Source organism: Nostoc sp. FACHB-190, from assembly GCF_014696905.1.
GTDB lineage: Bacteria > Cyanobacteriota > Cyanobacteriia > Cyanobacteriales > Nostocaceae > Nostoc_B.
In genome coordinates this window covers 13,313-33,413 of record NZ_JACJQW010000056.1, presented here as the reverse complement: position 1 = coordinate 33,413, position 20,101 = coordinate 13,313, and the positions used below count along the sequence as shown (strand labels likewise).

Here is a 20,101-nt window from a genome sequence, read left to right as displayed (position 1 = left end):
CTCATGTATGAATGCAAAGTTGAATTTTGCGATTGGCGCAAAAGCCTGAATTTTCGTTAACTCTTTCTCGATTTATGGTTCAAAAATTTTCCCAAATTATGATTCAAAGGACAGTTAGCCATTTCTAATGGCCAACGTTTAAAATGTAGTCAACCTCGAACGGTTTGAATTTTTCACATCCTAAATAAGTTTCATTCCACATTTTTACTAAAGAGGATGATTCTATAACAACTCGTTTTTCAACTTTAATATCAAAGCTAAAAAAGTTGTCAATTGTAGCCGAATAATCACAAATTAGTTTTTCAAAATTCTTAATTGACACTTCATTTTGAATTTTATTACCAAGTTTATCTGTTACCACAAAACTTATATCTTCTTCTTCAGAACCATTTAATTGAAAACTTAGCATAGTTAGGTCTGAATTTGGAAAGACAAAAATTTCTTCTTTGCATATAATATCAGTGTCATAGAAGGTGTACGCTGTTGAGCCTTTAGAAGGCGGAACCAAACTTCTCAGAAAAACTTTATATTTAATCTCCTTGAGAAATCTTCTTCTGGGTATGTTCCGAATTACTAATCTAAATCCATACTCAGGTAAATACCCCAGCCTTGGTAGTCCTTCTTTTCTGGCTGTCCACTTTAGTAAAAGATATTGAATTGCAGGGAAAGCAAAAAAAGTTATCAGTGCTAATAACTGGCTAATTGATTGCTCTAAAATTTTATCCATACACGCTTTAACATCTTAATATACAGCATTTTTTCTTATTTATAGCTTTTAAATTAGCATTATCTTAAATTCTCTTGAATTCTCTTTGTTTACTTACAGTAATTTCATGTTAGTAAAGTAATGCTAGGCTGATTAATCTCTATTAATAATTTTTTAAGTCTTCCTAAAATTGTTTCTATCTCTGGGTTTTGCGCTTTCAAATCCCAAAAAGTTGCCAACCTTAATTAACTCTGATTCCTGCTGTGGTATCCACGTAGATAACCTAGCTTTTGTGGTGGGATTTGATGTTTCATGGGTAACGGCGGCTGTAAAAGTTAAATCATGCGCGTCTATTGCTTCGTAGACCCAATCAACAATCCTCATAAACTTTAGTTCAATTGCTCCTAATTCTAATGCAGATTGTCTGGTTTTAGATTCGTTGTACTTAATGAATGCTTCTTCTTCACCCCAGTACAAATTTTTGACCACCACATAATCAACCTGATTACCACAGGTTTCTATTAACCGTTTGAGTTGAATGATGCTGTCTTTACTTCTACCCAACACCGATGCCATCGTGATGCGGTAGCCCAAGCTTGCCAATTTCGTATCTTGAACAAAGTCCTGAAAATATTCCCCCACTCCAGACGGCAGATCCATTAAAGCTACAACAGGATTTAATGTTGATAAATCCTTCTTTAAAATCTCGCTGAAGCCCCATTGATTGAATTTGATTGTTCTTACTCCCCCAGGTACACAAGAGTTATAGTGTCTCCACAGTTGCGGATTATTAAAGTCGCAATCATAAGCTACAACCTGAATATTATGGGCCAAGTACATATCCAAGAGAAATCTAGCCACTGTACTTTTCCCTGTGCCTCCCTTCTCGCTGGTACACACCACTATTCTTTTATTGACTGCTGCTTTTTTGGAGTGAGGAGTAGTTGTTTTACTCATAAACTAGCTTAGATTTCGTCATCACTGTAAATTTTTGGCACAAAAGTTGACCTGTTTGGTTGGCTTTGTGGTTCTGATTCTTCCTCTTGCTCCTGTGCTGCTGGCTGTTGTTTCTTCTTGCCCTTTGTATTTTTTACAGGGGCTTCTTCAGCTTCGCTGCTTTCAATAACTGCTGACTGATTTTCAGTAGACCCATTCTCTGACGTACTACCACCGCTATCAGATGCCTTCTGACGGCGACGGCTGCTTTTCTTCAACTTGCCTACTAAATATTTGATTCTGCTGCCAGTTAAATTAATCCCTAACCCCTTCAGCATCTCTGAAACTTCATCGTAAGTGTAGCCGTACTTGTCAGAAGTCAGCTTCTCAATGTATCTCTGCATCTTACGAATCGCTTCCCTGTCCGATACATCCTCTCGCTCTTTTGGCTTCTGCCCCTTCAGCAGTTCGATAGCCTTATCAATTTTTTCTTTTGTAATTACTTCTGAATTCTGCTGTTCAGCCATTGTTATCTCATGAATACCAATTAATTGTTAATTATCGACTATTTGAAAAAATCTGATTCAAAATCCTCAAAAAAATTGACTATTGCGGCTACGCCGAATCGCCTTTTTCTGTGACGGCTACGCCGCTATTTTTACCCAACATGATGCTTTGAAAAAAATCGACTGTTACGGCTACGCCGAATTATCCTTTTGTATTACAGCTTCGCTCTCACTATTCTATTGTGTGCCAGCTTCGCTGATATTCTCATTCAAACTGTACCAATAAATCTGACTATTACAGCTACGCTGAATCTATAATTTTCATATAGCGGCTACGCCGGATTTACCTCTTCTATTACGGCTACGCCGAACCAGAATTTACCTCCTGCTTGATTTTTGAAAATTCCGACTACGCCGTTGATATATCCCTCTGTAGGTTGTAGGATGGTCAGCAGAACGGCTACGCCGCCTGATGCCTCCCCAAGCTGGCAACCTCCCCCCAAAATTGCGGCTAGAAGCAAGCCATGTCTTAAAGCTGACGCTTTACCTCGCTGCGCTCGGACGACGGCTTGTTCAAGGGGGAGTACCCCCTTAAAAAACCCCCCTCGTGTTGTGCCAAAAAATGGTCAATCGCAAGCAGTCAAAAAGACTCGTCAGAAAACATTTGTTCTCACTGAGATTGAGCGATATCGAACTAGACTTGCTGCGGTTGAAATCAGCAGATGCGGGAATGTCAGCGAGTGAACTGATGAGGCGTAATGGATTGCTGCGACCACTGCCCAAACGACTAAGTAAGATTAGTTTAAAAACATATTGGGAACTGGGACAAATTGGTAACAACTTAAATCAGCTTGTCAAAGCCACAAACACAGCCATAAAAATGGGGCGTACTCCACCAGCCAACCCAAAACTGTTAGAAGAACTTTTAGAACTACTACACCAGTGCAGACGAGACATTGCACAAGTTGACACCGAATCGGACAACTGGGAAGAAGAGGAGGAAGACGAAGATGATTGGCAAGCAGACGAAGGGTAGAGGCTTTCGCAAGCTGTTGGATTATTTGCACAACAGCGAAAATGCCAAGCTGATTGGCGGTAACATGAGTGGCAGAAATCCCAGAGAATTAGCTAGTGAATTTCGACTATCTCGACAACTAAACCCAGATGCCGAACGTGTTGTTTATCATGTTTCTCTGTCAGCAGCCAAGGATGATGTAATCTCTGAAGATAAATGGTGTGAAATTGGCAATCGCTACATGAAAGAGATGGGTTTTGATGCCAATCAGTACGCTATTTTCCGCCACGAAAACACCGACGATGATCATATCCACATTGCCGCCAGCAGAATCAGAATGGACACAGGGTTACTGGTCGATGATTCCTGGGATTATGTACGCTCTGAAAAAGTGCTGCGACAAATTGAAATTGACTACGATTTAGTTCAAGTTCAAGGCAGTAGAGAAAAACTGAATCGGACACAAAGCACAGGACAATTTCGGCGCATTCAGCGAGAGCAAGAAGAATATTCGCAAGGTAGGCGTGATACTCCACCAGAATCCAGTGTTAAAGAGTCGATTCAGCAGACAATTGACAGCGCATCTGTTGATCATCCCCAGATGCCCGAATTTATAACGCGGTTGCAGCAAGCTGGTATTAGTGTAAGGACAGGATTTACCAGGAATGGGAAGTCAAAAGGCATTTGTTATGAGAAAGATGGAGTTGCTTTTAGTGGCACACAGTTAGGTGCAGCTTATACCTTTCCTGGTTTGCAAAAACATCGTGGTGTTGACTACCAGCCAGAACGTGATGATGAGCGCATTAACGTAGTTCTGTTGATTCCTTCTGTTCCACTGCCAATTGAGCAGGTAGAAAAGTTTCTTCAAGAGATTGAACTTAAACAAACTCAATGGGAGCCACCACCAGAAGATGAAAGTTTACGCCCAGTATTGCAAAATTACCTCACTCAAAAACGCGGTTTAACCAATTTTCTTGTAGAGCCATTACAACGCCAGGGCTTAGGTTACATCGACCAACAGCAGCAGCATCGTGTGGTATTTATTAAGCGTTTACTCAATGGTGAAAAGTCAGGCGCACTGGTTTGGGATACCCATCGAGAAGACAATCGGTGTATCGAGTACCCTGAAAATAGCGATCGCTCACAGGGATGGTTTCACTTAAAATTGGGTGGAGAGGTTGACGATAAAATCGAGAGAGTTATCTTGTGTGATTCCCCAATTGAGGCACTCTCAGTTGCACATATTGATAGGGATGCACACAAGGGACAGCCACCAGTTAGAACAATGTACATGGCTGTTGATGATCCGAACTCGTTGCCCCTTGAATTGCTCAAGAATGTGAATAGAATTTCTTTGGCATTTAATAACGATGAACACGGCAACCAAACAGCCCAAGTTGTTCAAAAAATGCTACCGCAGGCTAAAAGAGTTGCACCTAGTGGGCGGACTTGGAATGAGATTTTGATTGAAGCGCAGCAGCGAGAAATCGAACAGCAGAAACAACGGTCTAGGGGTTTCAGTCGATGAGTCGTGTTGCTGCCCGAACTCGTGACCGCTACGCTCAATTAGGCGGTGCTGGGACGGGGCAATAGTTTACTCGTGGGGGATGCCTAGTTTATAAAAGCCCCGCCCAGCACTCCGCGTTGCCGCCTAATTGCCACGAGTTCTTAAATTTCCGAAACTAAGATTTAGATAAGATATTGTATTTGAATGTACATCACTACCCAGAAAGAAGAATTTAGCTATGCTTACATTAATGCCGTCGCGTCTGCTGCGGGTTACTCATTCCAAATAGCACCCAGACCATTAGATTTAGTAGGGGTTGATGTCACCATTACAGGAATTGCTTTACCTGGTTCTAGACGGCGAACTCGGATTGATTTGCAAGTTAAATGTACTTCTCAACAATTATTAGATCAGGACTTTGTTAAATTCCCGCTCTTAATAAAAAATTATGATGAATTAAGAAACGACAATCCCGACGATGACCCCCTGTTGTTGGTCGTTGTCTTGGTTCCTGATTTACAAGAAGATTGGCTACAACAATCGGAAACGGAGCTTTGCTTAAAGCGTTGTGCTTACTGGGTGTCTATACGCGGTCAACCACCAACTGAAAATCAAAGCACTGTCACTGTTTATTTACCCCGTCAAAATATTTTCAGTGTTGAAGTTTTGCAAGCTCTAATGCAACGAATTGCTAGAGGAGAACCAATATGATAGTTACCGTGCGTGATCCGGATATTCTCTCTAATTTAGACCCTCAGATATTAACATCCTATCTGCAAGCACAAGGTTGGCATCAAGAAACTCAGGTTGACACTAAAGAATCAGTTTGGATTAAAACAACTGATTCTGGTGAGGAATTTGATATTACCTTACCTCTCAATCCTTCTATCAGGTCTTATGCGCTGCGGATGGCTGAGATTTTGGCAATTCTAGAAACTGTTGAGGTTCGCTCTCAGTTAGACATTTTAAGCGATTTGATTACGAAAATATCCAATACCTCTATCCAGGGGATGGTGATTAGAGTAGCAGAACGAAATCATCCAAGTAATGTCTCAATTATTGGCTTTGTTGTCGGCAAGCCTCGTCAAATTAACCTTTCTCTGAGTGAATCTGAATACAATCAAGCGCGGACTGCTTATCACCAGAGGCTACCAGTCATTTGTACTGGAGATTTAATTAAGGAGAATGACGCTTTTGTGCTGAAAAAAATTACTAGCTTTGCTTTATATAATACTTTGACTGAGCAAGCAGCAGTTTAAAAAGAGTGCCTTTCTTAAAATTCTCGCATCTCTCCAAATTCCCTAATATATTCCACTAACTCTCTCGTATGCCCCCCTTCAGAAATTCGCCCCAAATTCCCCACCAAAATAAACAGTTCTCGCGCCCTGCTGACAGCTACATTCAGTAAATTAGGTCTGCGATTGATAAACCAAAGATTATCAGTTGCTTGGCATTGGCGAGTCGAGAAAATTATTACTGATTTCTGACCACCTTGGAACGTGTGAACTGTACCAATGCTCATAATGTTATTGGAAACAAGGTTTTTGTTAGAAAGTGGGAGCAACAGCAAGAGTTAGAGCAAAAGCAACAGGGCTGAGGTTTAAGTCGATAATAGAAGTGTTGAGCCGACGAACTCGTGACCACTGCGCTCAATTAGGCGGTGCTGGGACGGGGCAATAGTTTACTCGTGGGAAGCCTAGTTTATAAAAGCCCCGCCCAGCACTTCGCTATCGCCGCCTAATTGCCACGAGTTCTTGAAACTTGAAAAAATGCCAGTGAGAGTAGTTTGCGGTATTTTCGTCAACAACTTGTTTGGGCTAATAATCGCCGTCTTCACCTACAATTTGTTCCCTTGCTAAACCAATAGGAGTCCTATACTAATATAGTGGGAGTATCCTGGAGGTCAAGATGAATGTACAACTTGTTAATTCCCTCGTAGAAGTGGTACTAAACCTCTCCCCCGAAGAGCAAAAACTCTTTCAAGAAAAGCTGAGGAACAAGCATCTAACGTTACTAACTAATAAACCTCAAACATCATCAGAGAGATTATTACTTTGGCAGGAGTGGATAGATACAGCACCAAAAAGCTATGCCAACCTCGATGATGAAGCTCTGCGTCGAGAAAACATCTACGATGATGAAGTATGACCGATTATTTATTAGATACCAATATCCTGTTACGTTCCAGGGATATAGCTTCACCAGATTACAATCTTGTTGAGCGCACAATCAGGTATCTAATATCTAATAACCATCGATGTTTTATTACATCTCAAGTTTTAATTGAATTTTGGGTTGTCGCCACCCGTCCTGTAGCTGTAAATGGATTTGGATGGACACCAGAAGAAACCAAACGAGCGGTGCAAATGCTAATAAATCAGTTTGAGTGGCTAGAAGAAACACCAGATATATTTCACATTTGGTTCAGCCTCGCTACAACTCACAAGATTTCAGGTAAACGCACCCACGATTTACGTATACAAGCCGTAGTGCTTGCCCATAACATTAGTCATATTCTGACTTTAAACCCAAAAGATTTTGTAGAAGTTGAAGGAATTACTATTGTTCATCCCAGTAGCATAACCAGCTAGAGACTGGGATTTAATCTGATCATAATTTTTGATAAATAATACCAATTTACCCATCAACAGTTATCTTTAACTGTAACGGTGCAGTAAACCAACTCACTTATGAGCCGAATCATCGCAGTTTTTAATCAGGCGGGAGGTGTTGCCAAAACCACCCTTACCCAAAACCTGGGCTACCAAATAGCGCAATTGGATTATCGTGTCCTGCTCATTGATATAGATCCCCAAGCCAGCTTAACTATCTTTATGGGCTTGGTTCCAAGGGATTTAGACGAAACTGTTAATAATGCAATTGTCGATGAACGACCCCTACCAATTCATGAGAGCATTCATGGCATGGATTTAGCCCCAGCTAACATCTCTCTAGCTACGGCAGAAATGCAATTGGTTAACGCTTCTATGCGCGATTTCCGCCTCAGAGAAGCCATTGAACCAATCCAAGAGAATTATGATTTCATCCTGATAGATTGCCCTCCCAGCTTAGGTTTACTCTCTTATATCTCCCTGGTAGCTGCCACTCATGTTCTTGTCCCCCTGGAAACCCATTTCAAAGCCTTTGAGGGTACAGGCGAACTCTTAAAAACTGTTGCTACCGTCCGCAACAAGCCCAACCGCAAATTACAAATAGCTGGATTTGTACCCACAAAATACGATGCCCGTAACTCTCAAGACACCCGTACCTTAGCAGCCATCACTGAACAATTAGCGAACGCTGGAACAATATTCCCCCCCATTCCGCGCTCTACCGCTTTTGTTGATGCCTCAGAGGAACGAATGCCTCTGGCAGTTTACGACCCAAAGCACTCATCTGTCCAAATCCTCAAAAAAATAGCCCTTAGTTTATCAACATTAAAATGAGACGTACCAAAACCACCCAACCCCTTAAAAGCAAAATTGAAGTACCTTGGGACACCACAGGCTTATCGAATGCTGGTTCTGCTCAATCCATGCCATTAGACCAGATTGTTCTGCCTGCGACACAACCACGCCGCTACTTCGACCCGGAAGCATTAAAGCAGTTAACTGAATCGATAAAACAGCATGGCATCCTGCAACCTCTGTTGGTGCGTCCCCTGGATGGAGAAAAACACGAATTAGTAGCTGGAGAACGTCGCTATCGTGCCGCCCAAGAGATTGGTTTAAAAGAAGTCCCCGTTGTCATTAGGCAATTAGACGACAATGCAGCTTTTCAATTGGCATTGATAGAAAACTTGCTGCGGGAAGACCTTAACCCAGTTGAGGAAACCGAAGGTATCCTGCATTTGCTGGCTCTTAAACTAGGTCGAAGCGTTGAGGAAGTACCCCCATTACTCTATCGTCTACAACGCTTACAAAACAAGACATCTACAGTTACCCATAACGTTATGGGCGCAGTTGAAAGTGACTCTGATAATAACGCTATCAGCGAGGATGAAAGCGAAGGTGATAAACCTACCCATAACGTTATGGGCGAAATCGAAAACCCTAATTTAGACCCCAATCATGAGCCATTTGCTGACACTGATTTAAAAATTGTTGAAGGAGTATTTGAGGGACTTGGCTTAATGACTTGGGGATCTTTCGTTAAGAACCGTCTGCCCTTGCTAAACCTTCCCGAAGATATTCTTGAGGCACTAAGACAAGGCTTTCTTGAGTACACCAAAGCTAGAGCGATCGCCCAGATTCCCAAGTTGGATGAGCGCGTTGCTTTTTTAGAACAAGCTATTGCTCACAACTGGTCTTTAAGCGAAATCAGACAGCGTATTAGTGAGAAGAAAGCCGCAGCCTCAACCGTTAACACCGAGCCGAAAAATTATAAAGAGCGTTTTACTACTGCGACTACTAAACTAAAAAAATCACGCATTTGGTCAGACCCTAAAAAACGCAAGCAGATAGAGAAACTGCTGGTTCAACTGGAGGCACTAACGGGTGTTGAGTAACCTGACTAAAGCCGATGTTGAGCATTCAAAAGTATGGGTCTGTGTCGATTTGGCGACACCACCCGCCTGATTAAACAGGGCAATAATGCGGCATTGCTTGTCAGAAGTTGACACTAGCTTTCGTTCCTAGAAGATACGATGATCTGTCCTAACCGTTTTGGCGGTTGCTATACTATGATTGCGGAAGCAATGAAGCGCGGAAAGGCGTAGAAACAGTAATATGAAAATTCCGCCTGATACTATTAGGCAGAAAAATAGCGAACTTGTCACCAGCCGCTATGTACAGTATGAATACTATAGTGTCGGTGGAAGGATAAGATTGTCGTTTTTACGTGCTTATGCTTCCAATTCACTTCGGCAATACGGTTCAAAACTTGGACATACGGCGGTTAAAATCACAATGGCAAAGTCGATATACTGCTGGTGTCCATCACAAACAATAGTAATTATGAACTAATAATGATGACTCCATCTCTGAGTTATGATAATTAAAGGTTGAAGCTATGTAGCATCCTCTTTTTTGGGAAACGAACATTCGACGGTAATTTTCATATTGCTTTTGGCTGTGCCTTTCGTCACATAAGGAACTCCCGCTTCTCCACCCAATTCGATCCCAAATTCTAAGGTGACTTTATCTACATTAGCACTTGCGATCGGCATTTGTTTAAAAGCGTTCAAAGTATAAACAGTGTAAGCGCGAATTGTGCCTTGAATTGCTTGGAAATTTTGAGCCATTTGCTTGCGGATTGCTTCAGGACTCATTCCCTTTTCATTTAACGCTTCTTCTTCCTCTTCTTCCGTAGCAACAGAGGGAATATTTACTTCTTCCGATGTTTCGATGTAGATAATCGTGTTGTCATCTAGTTGGATGGGTGTAAGTTTAGTCATTCGATTTTGGATTGAATTACAGGATTTTGCGATCGCGCAGAAGACAACAGAAGAATCTGCAATTTTTAATTTAAACTATAAGTCAAATTATCACTCTATAAAACTAAGTGAGGCTTGTTGCTATGAGTCGAGATGCTTTGGTTGTTGGCATTAATACCTATAGTTACGAGCGTCTGAGTAATTTAACAGCACCAGCTATTGATGCAGAAGCAGTAGCTAAACTTTTGGAAGGCTACGGCGAGTTTAACGTTAAACGACTGCCTGCGGTTAAGGATAAGCAAAATAATACAATTCGGGTGGGGCAGAAAGCCCAAGTTACTTTAACTCAGTTAGAAGATGCGATTGTTCAGTTATTTAAACCGGAGAGGAGAAATATTCCTGACACGGCACTTCTGTATTTTTCCGGTCATGGGTTGCGGAAAAATCAAGGCATTCAAGAAGGATTTTTAGCCACCAGCGATACGAATCCAGATGTGAGTAACTGGGGTTTGCGGTTGAAATGGTTGCGGGAATTGTTGCAGGAAAGCGAGGTACGGCAGCAAATAATTTGGTTAGATTGTTGTTACAGTGGGGAGTTACTCAACTTTGCCGAAGCCGATTCAGGTGATAGGGGAAAAGGTCGAGATAGGTGTTTTATTGCCGCTTCACGGGAGTTTGAGCCAGCTTTTGTTGGAATTGGCACAAATCACAGTGTTTTCACAACAGCCCTGCTACAAGCCTTAGAACCGAGAGAAAATCAGCAACGAGTGACAAACTATACTATAGTTGATGCGATTTCTCAAAATATCGCCAAGTTTCCGCAGCGTCCGATTTTCGCTAATTCTGGCGGCATTATTCACCTTACCCGCACCCAAGAAGTAATTCCGGAAGTCTGGGAAGTCCCTGAGAATGCGGTGACAAGTCAGGTTTGTCCTTATCGTGGGTTGCGATATTTTGATTGTAAGCAGGAAGATGCCCAGTATTTTTATGGTCGGCAAGCGCTGACAGACCAGTTATTAGAAAAAGTGCGGGTAGGTAACTTTTTGGCGGTTTTGGGTGCTTCGGGAAGTGGAAAATCGAGCGTTGTGAGGGCGGGGTTGCTGTATCAATTGCAGCAAGGTAAACGGTTATCGGGGAGTGAGACTTGGAAAATCAGGATTTTTCGACCTGGCGATCACCCCTTACAGAGTTTGGCACAAGTGTTTTTGGATGAGAGTTTATCGGATATTCAACGCGCATCCCAGTTAAAGGAAGTAGAAGATTTGATTGGTGAGGGTGATTTTTCCCGGTTAATTACCGTTGCTCGTACTCCGCGAGTCGTCTTGTTGATAGACCAATTTGAGGAGGTGTTTGCCCTCTGTACTGATAGGAAAGAACGACAGCAATTTTTCGATTGTTTGTTGGCTGGTTTGCAACGGTGCGGGGATAAACTCTTCTTGGTGTTGACCATGCGAGCAGATTTTTTTGGTAAATGTGCAGAATATGGCGAATTAACACAGCAAATTCAGGAAAATCTGGTGACGGTGACACGAATGACAGAAGAGGAATTGAGACACGCAATTACCGAACCACCTAAACAGGTAGATTTACAAGTCGAGCCGGAGCTAGTTAACCAGATGATTGTCGATGTCGAAGGTTCACCGGGAAGTTTGCCATTATTACAGTACACGTTAACAGAACTTTGGCAGCAGCGAAGCGAGGAGAAATTAACAATTTCGGCTTACACGCGACTGGGTGGAGTCAAGGGAACGCTGCAAAAACGCGCCACTGAAATCTATGAGAATTTGTTACCAGACGAACAGTTAGCAGCGAAACGGATTTTTTTGGAACTGACGCAGCTAGGAGAGGGAACCGAAGATACTCGTAGACGGGTTTTGCTCGGAGATTTGGTTACATCGCAGCAATCAAATAATGTAGAGAGAAAGACGTTTATGAAGCGTTCCCGAAGTGTTCCCGAAGGAAATAATTTCGCGTCTATAGAAATAGAAAAGGTGATTCAAAAGTTGGCGGATGCGAAGTTAATTGTCACCAGTACCTTGATTGAAAAAGGATCGAAATCTGGTAAAGTGGCGGTGGTAGATGTTTCCCATGAAGCTCTGATTCGCCATTGGTCGTTATTAGGAAAATGGCTGGATGAGAACCGGGATAAACTTAGGCAGAAGCGCAAAATTGAAGCTGCGGCACAGGAGTGGCGAGACAAGGGGAAGGCAAAGGATTATTTACTTCAAAGAAAACCATTACAAGATGCTAAGGCGTTTCAGAAGCAGCAAGCTGTAAATTTAGCATTATCTAGCCTCGTAGAAGAATTTATTAGCAAAAGTTTGAAACACGAACAGAATAATCGTATTAAGTTTATCGGATTTAATTTGATTGCTCCACTCTGTTTAGTCGTATTCCTGGGATTTTTTATTACAAGAGAAATAAAAATAAGACAACATTGGTCAATCATTGATGCTGCTGATGGAAAAGCCAATAGTTCAGCAAGAAATCTGGCACTTGAAGAACTAGTCAAACTTGGTGTCAATTTAAAGCGTATTAACCTAAAAGGTGTCAACCTCAGTTTTACCGACTTCAGCAATGCCAACCTCAGCAATGCCAACCTCAGTGGTGTCGATCTCAGGCGTGCCGATCTGAAGGGTGCCGATCTGTGGCGTGCCGACCTGACGGGTAGCAACCTTAGTGATGCCAACCTCAGTGGTGTCGATCTCCGTTTTACTAACCTCAGCAATGCCAACCTCAGCAATGCCAACCTCAGCAATGCCAGGGGGTTCTACTCCACCAATCTCAGCAATGCCCACCTTAGAGGTGCCAACCTCAGCAATGCCAAATTTAATGGTGCCAACCTCAGCTTTGCAGACCTCAGCAGTGCATACCTCAGCAGTGCAGACCTCAGCAATGCCGATCTAAGGCGAGCCAACCTCAGTAATACCAGCCTTAGAGGTGCCAATCTCAGAAATGCCAAATTTAATGGTACTAACCTCAGCTTTGCAGACCTCAGCTTTGCAGACCTCAGCAATTTTACAGACATCAGGGGGGTCAACCTTAGTAATGTCAACCTCAGTAGAGCTAACTTGGAATTTGCTAGACTCGGCGGTGCTGACCTTAGAGGTGCCAATCTCATCGGTGCTGACCTTATGAGTGTGAATTTCCAAGATGATTTCCTTTTTGGTATTGAGGATAAGCGTGCTTTTCTTAGCCATGCAAAGTTGGAACGAGCTATTTACAACGAAGACACGAAATTCTCAACTGATTTTGATCCGACTACTCAGCAGATGCTCAAGATTGCTCCTGGTGTTAACCTCAGCAACTTGAACCTCAGCAATGCCCACCTTAGTGGTGCCAACCTGACGGGTGCCAATTTCAGTAATGTGAACCTTAACAATGCAGACCTTAGCAATGCAGACCTTAGCAATGCAGACCTCAGCAACGCGAACCTTAGCAACACCAAATTTAGGTATTACAATAGCGAATTGGGCGATACTTTGAACGGTTCTGCCAACCTCAAAGGTTCTAAACAGAAAAGGACTATTTACAACAATCAAACAAAATTCCCCAATAATTTTTTCGTTAATAATCAAGAAATGCTCAGGATTGCTCCTGGTGTTAACCTCAGCAATGCCGATCTTAGCGATCTGAACCTTAGCAATACTGATCTAAAAGATGTTAATTTAAGCAATGCCAATCTCAGTAATACTGGCCTTTACTATGCCAAAAACTTGACTCCTGAGCAAGTTAAATCTGCCAAAAATTGGGAAAAGGCAAAATATGATGATGAGTTTAAGAAAAAATTGGGTTTGAAATGAGGGAAAGGGATTGTTTTGAGAGTGCGATCGTGTTTGGCATCACCGTGTGCCTTCCCTTGACAACTTATACCGATTTACTCATCTCCTAGCAATGCCTCTAGCTTGTTTAGGTATAGAGCCGAGATCCCGATGCTGTTGGCGAAATATTTCTTTACATTGCCGACCAAGAAAGCTTGATGTTTGAAAGAGTTGGAACTTAATCCAGTTTGATTTGGTTTTAGTGAATAAAAAAGCTTGAAAGACACATAATTTTCGCTCCTTAGTTCCGACTCCAATTTAAATCGGAACTTTTTAGCAATGGTAAGCGATCGCTATTATGCTTTGAATCATAATGTGAGAAAAATTTTGATCCATAAATTAGAAAAAAGTTAACGGAAATTCAGGCTTTCGCGCTAGTCACAAATTAAAACTTTGAATCAAATCGGGGGAAAAGTAGCGAGCCTGTCATGAGCCGCCACGTAAAGTCTGAAACCCTTGCTACAAAAGGATTACAGAAATAAAATGGCTCTCTAACCCGAAAATCGCTAAAAAAGCTGGTTTTGGTTGTGCCAATTGAAGCTTAGGCTATTTGGTACTGCATTTATTAACGTAGCCATGCGGGTTTCAGGCTGTAAAAATCAGTGAGGTTTAAATGGTACACCTTTAAGTGTGCATCCAATGGGTCAAAATCTCATTTTAGGGTAAAAGTTGAAAAATTTTGATGAAACTCTCTCTGGGTAGCGGTTTCAGCCGTTGCATGGCGGCTGATAGCAGCTTCGCTTTCAAGGGGCGACAATCGCCTATAAACCCCGCCAGATAAAGGTTTAGGAGGCACATAACCCTTGAAAAAATTGGGTGCTTATTGAGAATGAACTGTACAGTTATTAAGCAGCTACCTGTAGGGTACAGTTTAATGGTAAAAAAGAACGGTCTCGTAATTTGATTAAGACCGTCACAATAATGCTGGCATCATTCTACCAAAACTTCTTAGAGAAATACCTAAATAAGGCGCAATTAATCACCCTGAAGATGTTGGTGTGGTTATTACAAAATCAGAAACAAGTGAGAATAGAAAGACTGGCAGCGACTCTACCTTTACCTATACAGCAAAACAGTCGTAGACGGCATATTCAAAGGTTTTTAACACTAAATGCCTTGAGTGTAGTATTGTTGTGGTTTCCCATCATTGAAGCAATAATTAACCAACACTTTCAAGTAGGTTCACAGTTAACCATTGCGATGGATAGAACACAGTGGAAGGAAAATAATGTGTTGATGGTTAGTGTAATTTACCAAAAAAGAGCTTGGCCAATATATTGGTGCTTATTAGAGAAAGATGGTAGCAGTAACCTAGAAGAACAGCAAAAAGTATTACGCCCAGTAATTCGGTTATTAAAAAAGTACAAATTAGTCATTATTGGGGATAGGGAATTTCATAGCATCGAACTGGGAAGTTGGCTACACAAGCAGAATATAGGTTTTGTACTCCGTCAAAAGAAGGACACCACTTTCCGCCAAAAATGGCAAAAATTTCAGCCTTTAAGTAACATTGAGATTTCTCCTGGTGTCCGGCAATTTTACACCAACGTCAAGGTTACTCAAAAACAAGGTTTTGGTCGGTTTAACTTAGGAGTCTACTGGAAAAGAAAGTACAGGGGTAAACAAGAAAAAGATGTTTGGTATTTATTAACTAATTTACCTGACTTAAACACTGCCCTTAAAATATATGCTCAACGTTTCGGCATTGAAGCAATGTTTAAAGATTGTAAAACTGGTGGATACAATCTAGAATCTTCTCAAGCCAGCCCCGATAGACTTGTACGAATAATATTCTTAATTGCTTTAGCTATGACGAGTGCTTGGCTCCAAGGTCAAAAAATTAAATTACAGCGACAACAATCTTATGTCTGTCGTTCCCAAGAGCAAAGTAAAGCTGAAAAAAGGCACAGCAATTTTTGGATAGGTTTGTATGGTTTTAATTGGATAGTTGCTTGGCATGAATGTCGAGCATGGGTCGAGGAACTGGTCGGTTCTATTCGCAATAAGCAAGCATATTATCAGCGAGGTTTAAGGGCTATGGAGCTTATACAGCAAGCACTTTAGGGAGCTTGTCGCCCCTTGAAAGCTTCGCTACTTTCTCCCCGAATTACAGGAATAAAATTGCCTTTAAACGGTATCAGGGTACAGATGGTATTGGTATTGAGTTACACTAAGGAGGCTTAGTTCAAAAATCCAAAGCTGAGATAGCGTTCTGCTTCTGCTTCTCAGTCACACCCAGATAACGCTCCAAAGCCGCCAAAGTCCGATGCCCCGATATCTCCTGAATGTGGCGCAACGGTATCCCCGCATCACTCATCCTGGTTAACGCCGTCCTGCGGAAGCTGTGGGTACTCACCCCTTCAATCCCCAACCGCACACAGGTATCTCTGAGGATTTTGTCAGCACTCACCTTGTGGATATGCCCCAACCCATGCCGCCCCGGAAACAAAAACTCCTTGCGGCGGTTGGGGTTGTACTCTTCTAAATACTGCTTAAGCTTAGGATGCACTCGAATTTCCCTAGTATCCCGCTTGCCCTTGGTGTTGACGCTACGTATCACTAACACGCCTCTGACACCATTGCTGCCAAACACATCATTTACTGCCAACGTGCAAGCCTCGTTAATTCGACAAGCTGCATAAAGGCACACGCCAAACATGGAGAGCCGCCCCCTGAAAATTCATTATCTTGGTTTTCTGGTTTCTTGGTTTTCTGGTTCTCCAAATTTTTGGATGAGTGCCTCAACAATAACTGAGGTTACAGTAATCCCTTGCTCTTTAGCTTTAGACATCCAGTAGCGGCGCTGGGATATAGGGACTTTGACACACAGATTTACCATCTGCTCAATTTCTGTTAAATCAGATCTCTGGTTATCTGGTTGACTGGTTTTCTGGTTTTCTGGTTCAGTCTCTCTGGCTTTTTTAATCAAATCACCGTACTTGCTCATTTCAAAATCTCCATAACTTCTTTACCGAGTGCGAGGTAATCAGCCCAAGCTGTTTTTAAACGTGAGTCCTCTACATCACGAATGGGGACACCAGCCATTGCTGCTTTCTCAAAGCCGACAGTACGCCGGATCATTGCCTGAAATACGGGGATGCCTCCATTTAACAAATCCTGACGCAGTGTTTCACCTTCTCTGCTGGGATAGGGAGGAACAATAGTCAGCAAGCAGCGATAGTTTGTCTCACCCAAATCTTTTACCATCAAGAGCATTGGCTCAAGGCTCACAATGTCCGGCTTTGTAGGCAGGATTAGAAGGTCACAACCTTTGGCTAATTCCTTTAGATCATCGGAGTCAGGTCTAGCTGGGGTGTCGATAACCACAAATTGAGCATCAGCAATTACTTTGAGGGCTTGGCGTTCGTCCACCGCAGGAAAGGGGAATGACCCACGTTTTGACCAAGCTAAAGCTGTACGGTTCTGGTCGCCGTCTACAAGGACTGTTTTACCTAGCTCACTAAAGAAGGTTGCAAGATGCACTGCTGTAGTGCTTTTCCCCACCCCACCCTTATAGCCAGTGATAGTAATAATTTTCTTTTGAGTTTCCATAAATCTGGTAAATCATAAATCTGAGTATTTAATTTTCTGGTTTTCTGGTTTGGTCTAAATGATACTGACAAATGTAACAACAGTCACGTATTTTGCTAAGGGTAACAGTATCTTGGTGGCTACCCAAAGTTGCGATACCCGCATTATCTAAGAACGGGAACTCTTGACTCTTCTGTGGGAGGATCTTCAACAAAGATTGCGCCTCGTTTAATTAGGTCGTATTTTGTCTCTTCTGAAATTCCTCGATTATTTCCAAATTGGGTTTTTTCTACATTCGCACCACTTAAAAGAGCATCAATCAAATTGGCACCGCGCAGGTTGGCATAAGTCAAAATGGCACCGCGCAGGTTGGCATAAGTCAAAATGGCACCGCGCAGGTTGGCATAAGTCAAAATGGCACCGCTCAGGTTGGCATCAGTCAAAATGGCACCGCTCAGGTTGGCATCAGTCAAATTGACACGGCTCAGGTCTTGACCCTCAAATGCCTGATTGACAATTTCCCAGACCAAACGCCATTTGTTAGTAATTATTGTTGCCTTGTCAATTACAGTACCGCTCAGGTCGGCACCGCCCAGGTAGGCATCAGTCAAATTGGCACCGCTCAGGTTAGCATCAGTCAAATTGGCACGGTTCAGGTTGGCATCAGTTAAATTGGCACGGCTCAGGTTGGCACGGCTCAGGTCGGCATTAGTCAAATTGGCACGGTTCAGGTTGGCATTAGTCAAATTGGCACGGCTCAGGTCGGCATCAGTCAAATTGGCACGGTTCAGGTTGGCATCAGTTAAATTGGCACGGCTCAGGTCGGCACGGCTCAGGTCGGCATCAGTCAAATTGGCACCGCTCAGGTCGGCACCGCTCAGGTCGGCATCAGTCAAATTGGCACCGCTCAGGTTGGCACGGCTCAGGTCGGCGGCACGGCTCAGGTCGGCATCAGTCAAATTGGCACGGCTCAGGTCGGCATCAGTCAAATTGGCACCGCTCAGGTTGGCACGGCTCAGGTCGGCATCAGTCAAATTGGCATCAGTCAAATTGGCACCGCTCAGGTTGGCATCAGTCAAATTGGCACCGCTCAGGTCGGCATCAGTCAAATTGGCACGGCTCAGGTTGGCATCAGTCAAATTGGCACCGCTCAGGTTGGCATCAGTCAAATTGGCACCGCTCAGGTTGGCATCAGTCAAATTGGCACCGCTCAGGTCGGCACGAATCAAGTTTTTAAGAATCCGAAAGGCACCGCCCGGATTGCCACGAATCAGGTTTGCAAAAACTAACTTGAAATTGATTGGATTTTTTGAACTTGTATGGGACTGACTTACATCTTTATCAGTAAGATAATCTTCAAATATTGCGCCTTGGTTGATTAAGTTTTGCTTTATTTCTAAAGATATATCTGAATTGTTGCTAAATTTAGCTTTTTCAACTATTGCATCATTGAAGTCAATCTTATTGAGATTAGCACCTCTCAAATTTGTACCACTCAAGTCTGCACAATCTAAATCAGCATTTTCTAAATTGGCATTTTCTAAATTGGCATTGCTCAGGTCAGCACAACTGAAGTTAATACCACTCAGATTAACGCCGCTTAAATCAACGCCACTTAAATCTGTATCACTTAGGTCTAATTCTTCACCTTTAGCTCTGCTAATGATTCTTGCCAATAAAATAATTTTATCCGGGTCTTTTTCTAGCTTTTTAATGCCATCTGGAGAAACATTGAAAGTAATTTTTATACTGCCCTTTTCTATTTTAGATATTGTTGGATTCTTATCACCTGAACTTCTTTTCACTGCTTCTAGCCAATTATTTTGTTGTTCAGGATTATTTAAAAAACTATTTATATTGCCTGGAATGATAATAACAACTTGACCATTAGTAGTATCAAATATAATACGAGTTTTAACGTTATTTTCTTCTAGAATTAATGATCCACTTCTCTCATTTTTAGGAATATTACTTGGTGGTATATCCATAATAGGAACAGTCCTAGAATTTTCATCTTGAGCGGAATTTAGTTCAGCAATATCTTTCCAATTCAATTTTAACTCATCGCACAGAAGTATAAACAGTTCCTTACTAATAGGTTTTCCTGTCAAAAATTTGTTTACAGTCGGTCGAACACACCCCACTACCCCAGCTAGGTAATCCTGAGTTTTACCGTATTTATCAAACGTTTCTGTCAGTTCTCTTAGTCCTGCTTCTGATGCCCGAAAAGAACGCTTCCCCATTACTCACTGACTCACAATAACTTTTACATAAGTTTTACATTATCCAACGCAGACAAGTTTTATATATAAGTTGTACATAAAATTTACCAAAGCAAAAGAAATCCAAGGTTCAATAGTAATTGAAAAGATTGATGGTAATTGAATTACAGTTCATTTAAGGCAAATCAATGCTGAAAAACATACTGGATAAACTGACTAATCCCTTTAATATGATACCAGAAACTCTTGACCTTTCTCCTCAGAAAAACTCTCAGTCTGCTTGGATTATTGGGTTATTACTCATTGCCTGCTTGGTAATCCCACCGACTGCGGTAGCTGCTTTATCCCAAAATTCGGTATTTTTCTCTATCAAAGCATGGGGTATTGAATATCAATTTCAGAAAGGTAAAGTTGAACTCCCTCAACACAAGTAAACACTTCATTAAAACTAGGATTCTGAGGAAGGCATCAGCAGAGATTGAG

22 protein-coding genes are annotated in these 20,101 nt (G+C 42.1%); 11 read left to right on the top strand and 11 right to left on the bottom strand.

Going from position 1 to position 20,101, the window contains the following annotated elements:
- Positions 1 to 124: 124 nt before the first annotated feature.
- The 4 genes from H6G28_RS32975 to H6G28_RS32960 all read right to left on the bottom strand — a co-directional run bounded on the left by H6G28_RS32975 (position 125) and on the right by H6G28_RS32960 (position 2,669).
- A complete protein-coding gene (locus H6G28_RS32975; protein ID WP_190677260.1) occupies positions 125 to 727 on the bottom strand; it encodes a hypothetical protein in 603 nt (200 codons plus the stop codon).
- A 153-nt stretch (positions 728 to 880) separates the two neighbouring features.
- On the bottom strand, positions 881 to 1,546 hold the full coding sequence (locus H6G28_RS32970; protein ID WP_242054720.1) for a hypothetical protein: 666 nt from the start codon (positions 1,544 to 1,546) through the stop codon (positions 881 to 883).
- A 125-nt stretch (positions 1,547 to 1,671) separates the two neighbouring features.
- Positions 1,672 to 2,169 carry a hypothetical protein gene (locus H6G28_RS32965; RefSeq protein WP_190677256.1) on the bottom strand — a complete coding sequence of 166 codons (498 nt, stop codon included), beginning with the start codon at positions 2,167 to 2,169 and terminating at the stop codon, positions 1,672 to 1,674.
- A gap of 311 nt (positions 2,170 to 2,480) precedes the next feature.
- Positions 2,481 to 2,669 carry a hypothetical protein gene (locus H6G28_RS32960; protein WP_190677253.1) on the bottom strand — a complete coding sequence of 63 codons (189 nt, stop codon included), beginning with the start codon at positions 2,667 to 2,669 and terminating at the stop codon, positions 2,481 to 2,483.
- A 101-nt stretch (positions 2,670 to 2,770) separates the two neighbouring features.
- Here H6G28_RS32960 and H6G28_RS32955 point away from each other — a divergent pair, with 101 nt between their 5' ends.
- The 4 genes from H6G28_RS32955 (at position 2,771) to H6G28_RS32940 (ending at position 5,929) form a co-directional block, all read left to right on the top strand.
- Entirely contained in the window at positions 2,771 to 3,184 is a 414-nt protein-coding gene (locus H6G28_RS32955; RefSeq protein ID WP_190677251.1) for a plasmid mobilization protein, read from the top strand.
- Entirely contained in the window at positions 3,159 to 4,691 is a 1,533-nt protein-coding gene (locus tag H6G28_RS32950; protein WP_190677249.1) for a relaxase/mobilization nuclease domain-containing protein, read from the top strand. Before H6G28_RS32955 ends, H6G28_RS32950 begins: the two co-directional genes overlap by 26 nt.
- A 183-nt stretch (positions 4,692 to 4,874) precedes the next feature.
- Positions 4,875 to 5,381, top strand: a complete 507-nt coding sequence (locus H6G28_RS32945) for a DUF4365 domain-containing protein (RefSeq protein WP_190677247.1) — start codon at positions 4,875 to 4,877, stop codon at positions 5,379 to 5,381.
- Positions 5,378 to 5,929 carry a hypothetical protein gene (locus H6G28_RS32940; protein WP_190677245.1) on the top strand — a complete coding sequence of 184 codons (552 nt, stop codon included), beginning with the start codon at positions 5,378 to 5,380 and terminating at the stop codon, positions 5,927 to 5,929. The genes H6G28_RS32945 and H6G28_RS32940 overlap by 4 nt, the downstream gene beginning before the upstream one ends.
- Positions 5,930 to 5,943: 14 nt before the next feature.
- On the opposite strand, the gene H6G28_RS32935 is transcribed toward H6G28_RS32940, so the two are convergent.
- Positions 5,944 to 6,234 (bottom strand): AAA domain-containing protein, encoded by a 291-nt coding sequence (locus H6G28_RS32935; RefSeq protein ID WP_397330353.1) that lies wholly within the window; start codon positions 6,232 to 6,234, stop codon positions 5,944 to 5,946.
- A 344-nt stretch (positions 6,235 to 6,578) separates the two neighbouring features.
- Here H6G28_RS32935 and H6G28_RS32930 point away from each other — a divergent pair, with 344 nt between their 5' ends.
- The 4 genes from H6G28_RS32930 (at position 6,579) to H6G28_RS32915 (ending at position 9,177) form a co-directional block, all read left to right on the top strand.
- Entirely contained in the window at positions 6,579 to 6,818 is a 240-nt protein-coding gene (locus H6G28_RS32930) for a hypothetical protein (protein WP_190677243.1), read from the top strand.
- On the top strand, positions 6,815 to 7,261 hold the full coding sequence (locus tag H6G28_RS32925; RefSeq protein ID WP_190677241.1) for a type II toxin-antitoxin system VapC family toxin: 447 nt from the start codon (positions 6,815 to 6,817) through the stop codon (positions 7,259 to 7,261). The genes H6G28_RS32930 and H6G28_RS32925 overlap by 4 nt, the downstream gene beginning before the upstream one ends.
- A gap of 99 nt (positions 7,262 to 7,360) precedes the next feature.
- Positions 7,361 to 8,116, top strand: coding sequence for a ParA family protein (locus H6G28_RS32920; protein ID WP_190677239.1), 756 nt, complete (start codon positions 7,361 to 7,363; stop codon positions 8,114 to 8,116).
- Complete coding sequence (locus H6G28_RS32915) at positions 8,113 to 9,177, top strand: ParB/RepB/Spo0J family partition protein (protein WP_190677237.1); 1,065 nt, start codon at positions 8,113 to 8,115, stop codon at positions 9,175 to 9,177. The genes H6G28_RS32920 and H6G28_RS32915 overlap by 4 nt, the downstream gene beginning before the upstream one ends.
- Here H6G28_RS32915 and H6G28_RS37545 read toward each other — a convergent pair.
- Positions 9,160 to 9,291: a hypothetical protein gene (locus H6G28_RS37545; protein ID WP_277883276.1), complete on the bottom strand. Its 132-nt coding sequence runs from the start codon at positions 9,289 to 9,291 to the stop codon at positions 9,160 to 9,162. The genes H6G28_RS32915 and H6G28_RS37545 overlap by 18 nt on opposite strands.
- Positions 9,292 to 9,678: 387 nt before the next feature.
- The gene (locus tag H6G28_RS32905) at positions 9,679 to 10,065 is read right to left on the bottom strand and encodes a CU044_2847 family protein (protein ID WP_190677235.1); all 387 of its coding nucleotides are present in this window, start codon (positions 10,063 to 10,065) and stop codon (positions 9,679 to 9,681) included.
- Between the two features lie 122 nt (positions 10,066 to 10,187).
- Between H6G28_RS32905 and H6G28_RS32900 the strand changes: the two genes are divergently transcribed.
- Together H6G28_RS32900 and H6G28_RS32895 are read left to right on the top strand one after the other, a co-directional pair.
- On the top strand, positions 10,188 to 13,847 hold the full coding sequence (locus H6G28_RS32900) for an nSTAND1 domain-containing NTPase (protein WP_190677233.1): 3,660 nt from the start codon (positions 10,188 to 10,190) through the stop codon (positions 13,845 to 13,847).
- A gap of 939 nt (positions 13,848 to 14,786) precedes the next feature.
- On the top strand, positions 14,787 to 15,929 hold the full coding sequence (locus tag H6G28_RS32895) for an IS4 family transposase (protein WP_190677231.1): 1,143 nt from the start codon (positions 14,787 to 14,789) through the stop codon (positions 15,927 to 15,929).
- Positions 15,930 to 16,050: 121 nt separating this feature from the next.
- Here H6G28_RS32895 and H6G28_RS32890 read toward each other — a convergent pair whose 3' ends face one another.
- The 4 genes from H6G28_RS32890 to H6G28_RS32875 form a co-directional block, all read right to left on the bottom strand.
- A complete protein-coding gene (locus H6G28_RS32890; RefSeq protein ID WP_242054717.1) occupies positions 16,051 to 16,524 on the bottom strand; it encodes a tyrosine-type recombinase/integrase in 474 nt (157 codons plus the stop codon).
- A gap of 24 nt (positions 16,525 to 16,548) precedes the next feature.
- On the bottom strand, positions 16,549 to 16,812 hold the full coding sequence (locus H6G28_RS32885; RefSeq protein WP_190677229.1) for a hypothetical protein: 264 nt from the start codon (positions 16,810 to 16,812) through the stop codon (positions 16,549 to 16,551).
- On the bottom strand, positions 16,809 to 17,417 hold the full coding sequence (locus H6G28_RS32880) for a nucleotide-binding protein (protein ID WP_190677227.1): 609 nt from the start codon (positions 17,415 to 17,417) through the stop codon (positions 16,809 to 16,811). Before H6G28_RS32880 ends, H6G28_RS32885 begins: the two co-directional genes overlap by 4 nt.
- Positions 17,418 to 17,560: 143 nt before the next feature.
- The gene (locus H6G28_RS32875) at positions 17,561 to 19,639 is read right to left on the bottom strand and encodes a pentapeptide repeat-containing protein (RefSeq protein ID WP_190677225.1); all 2,079 of its coding nucleotides are present in this window, start codon (positions 19,637 to 19,639) and stop codon (positions 17,561 to 17,563) included.
- Between the two features lie 167 nt (positions 19,640 to 19,806).
- On the opposite strand from H6G28_RS32875, the gene H6G28_RS32870 reads away from it, so the two are divergent.
- A complete protein-coding gene (locus H6G28_RS32870) occupies positions 19,807 to 20,052 on the top strand; it encodes a hypothetical protein (RefSeq protein WP_190677223.1) in 246 nt (81 codons plus the stop codon).
- Positions 20,053 to 20,101: the final 49 nt, after the last annotated feature.

What these genes read in the sequence shown, in the direction of transcription:
- H6G28_RS32875 (WP_190677225.1), bottom strand. Translation starts at nt 19,639, where the DNA reads ATGGGGAAGCGTTCTTTTCGGGCATCAGAAGCAGGACTAAGAGAACTG.
- H6G28_RS32930 (WP_190677243.1), top strand. Translation starts at nt 6,579, where the DNA reads ATGAATGTACAACTTGTTAATTCCCTCGTAGAAGTGGTACTAAACCTC.
- H6G28_RS32885 (WP_190677229.1), bottom strand. Translation starts at nt 16,812, where the DNA reads ATGAGCAAGTACGGTGATTTGATTAAAAAAGCCAGAGAGACTGAACCA.
- H6G28_RS32955 (WP_190677251.1), top strand. Translation starts at nt 2,771, where the DNA reads ATGGTCAATCGCAAGCAGTCAAAAAGACTCGTCAGAAAACATTTGTTC.
- H6G28_RS32975 (WP_190677260.1), bottom strand. Translation starts at nt 727, where the DNA reads ATGGATAAAATTTTAGAGCAATCAATTAGCCAGTTATTAGCACTGATA.
- H6G28_RS32870 (WP_190677223.1), top strand. Translation starts at nt 19,807, where the DNA reads ATGCTGAAAAACATACTGGATAAACTGACTAATCCCTTTAATATGATA.
- H6G28_RS32925 (WP_190677241.1), top strand. Translation starts at nt 6,815, where the DNA reads ATGACCGATTATTTATTAGATACCAATATCCTGTTACGTTCCAGGGAT.
- H6G28_RS32900 (WP_190677233.1), top strand. Translation starts at nt 10,188, where the DNA reads ATGAGTCGAGATGCTTTGGTTGTTGGCATTAATACCTATAGTTACGAG.
- H6G28_RS32940 (WP_190677245.1), top strand. Translation starts at nt 5,378, where the DNA reads ATGATAGTTACCGTGCGTGATCCGGATATTCTCTCTAATTTAGACCCT.
- H6G28_RS32905 (WP_190677235.1), bottom strand. Translation starts at nt 10,065, where the DNA reads ATGACTAAACTTACACCCATCCAACTAGATGACAACACGATTATCTAC.
- H6G28_RS32970 (WP_242054720.1), bottom strand. Translation starts at nt 1,546, where the DNA reads ATGTACTTGGCCCATAATATTCAGGTTGTAGCTTATGATTGCGACTTT.
- H6G28_RS32920 (WP_190677239.1), top strand. Translation starts at nt 7,361, where the DNA reads ATGAGCCGAATCATCGCAGTTTTTAATCAGGCGGGAGGTGTTGCCAAA.
- H6G28_RS32895 (WP_190677231.1), top strand. Translation starts at nt 14,787, where the DNA reads ATGCTGGCATCATTCTACCAAAACTTCTTAGAGAAATACCTAAATAAG.
- H6G28_RS32950 (WP_190677249.1), top strand. Translation starts at nt 3,159, where the DNA reads ATGATTGGCAAGCAGACGAAGGGTAGAGGCTTTCGCAAGCTGTTGGAT.
- H6G28_RS32880 (WP_190677227.1), bottom strand. Translation starts at nt 17,417, where the DNA reads ATGGAAACTCAAAAGAAAATTATTACTATCACTGGCTATAAGGGTGGG.
- H6G28_RS32945 (WP_190677247.1), top strand. Translation starts at nt 4,875, where the DNA reads ATGTACATCACTACCCAGAAAGAAGAATTTAGCTATGCTTACATTAAT.
- H6G28_RS32890 (WP_242054717.1), bottom strand. Translation starts at nt 16,524, where the DNA reads ATGTTTGGCGTGTGCCTTTATGCAGCTTGTCGAATTAACGAGGCTTGC.
- H6G28_RS32915 (WP_190677237.1), top strand. Translation starts at nt 8,113, where the DNA reads ATGAGACGTACCAAAACCACCCAACCCCTTAAAAGCAAAATTGAAGTA.
- H6G28_RS32965 (WP_190677256.1), bottom strand. Translation starts at nt 2,169, where the DNA reads ATGGCTGAACAGCAGAATTCAGAAGTAATTACAAAAGAAAAAATTGAT.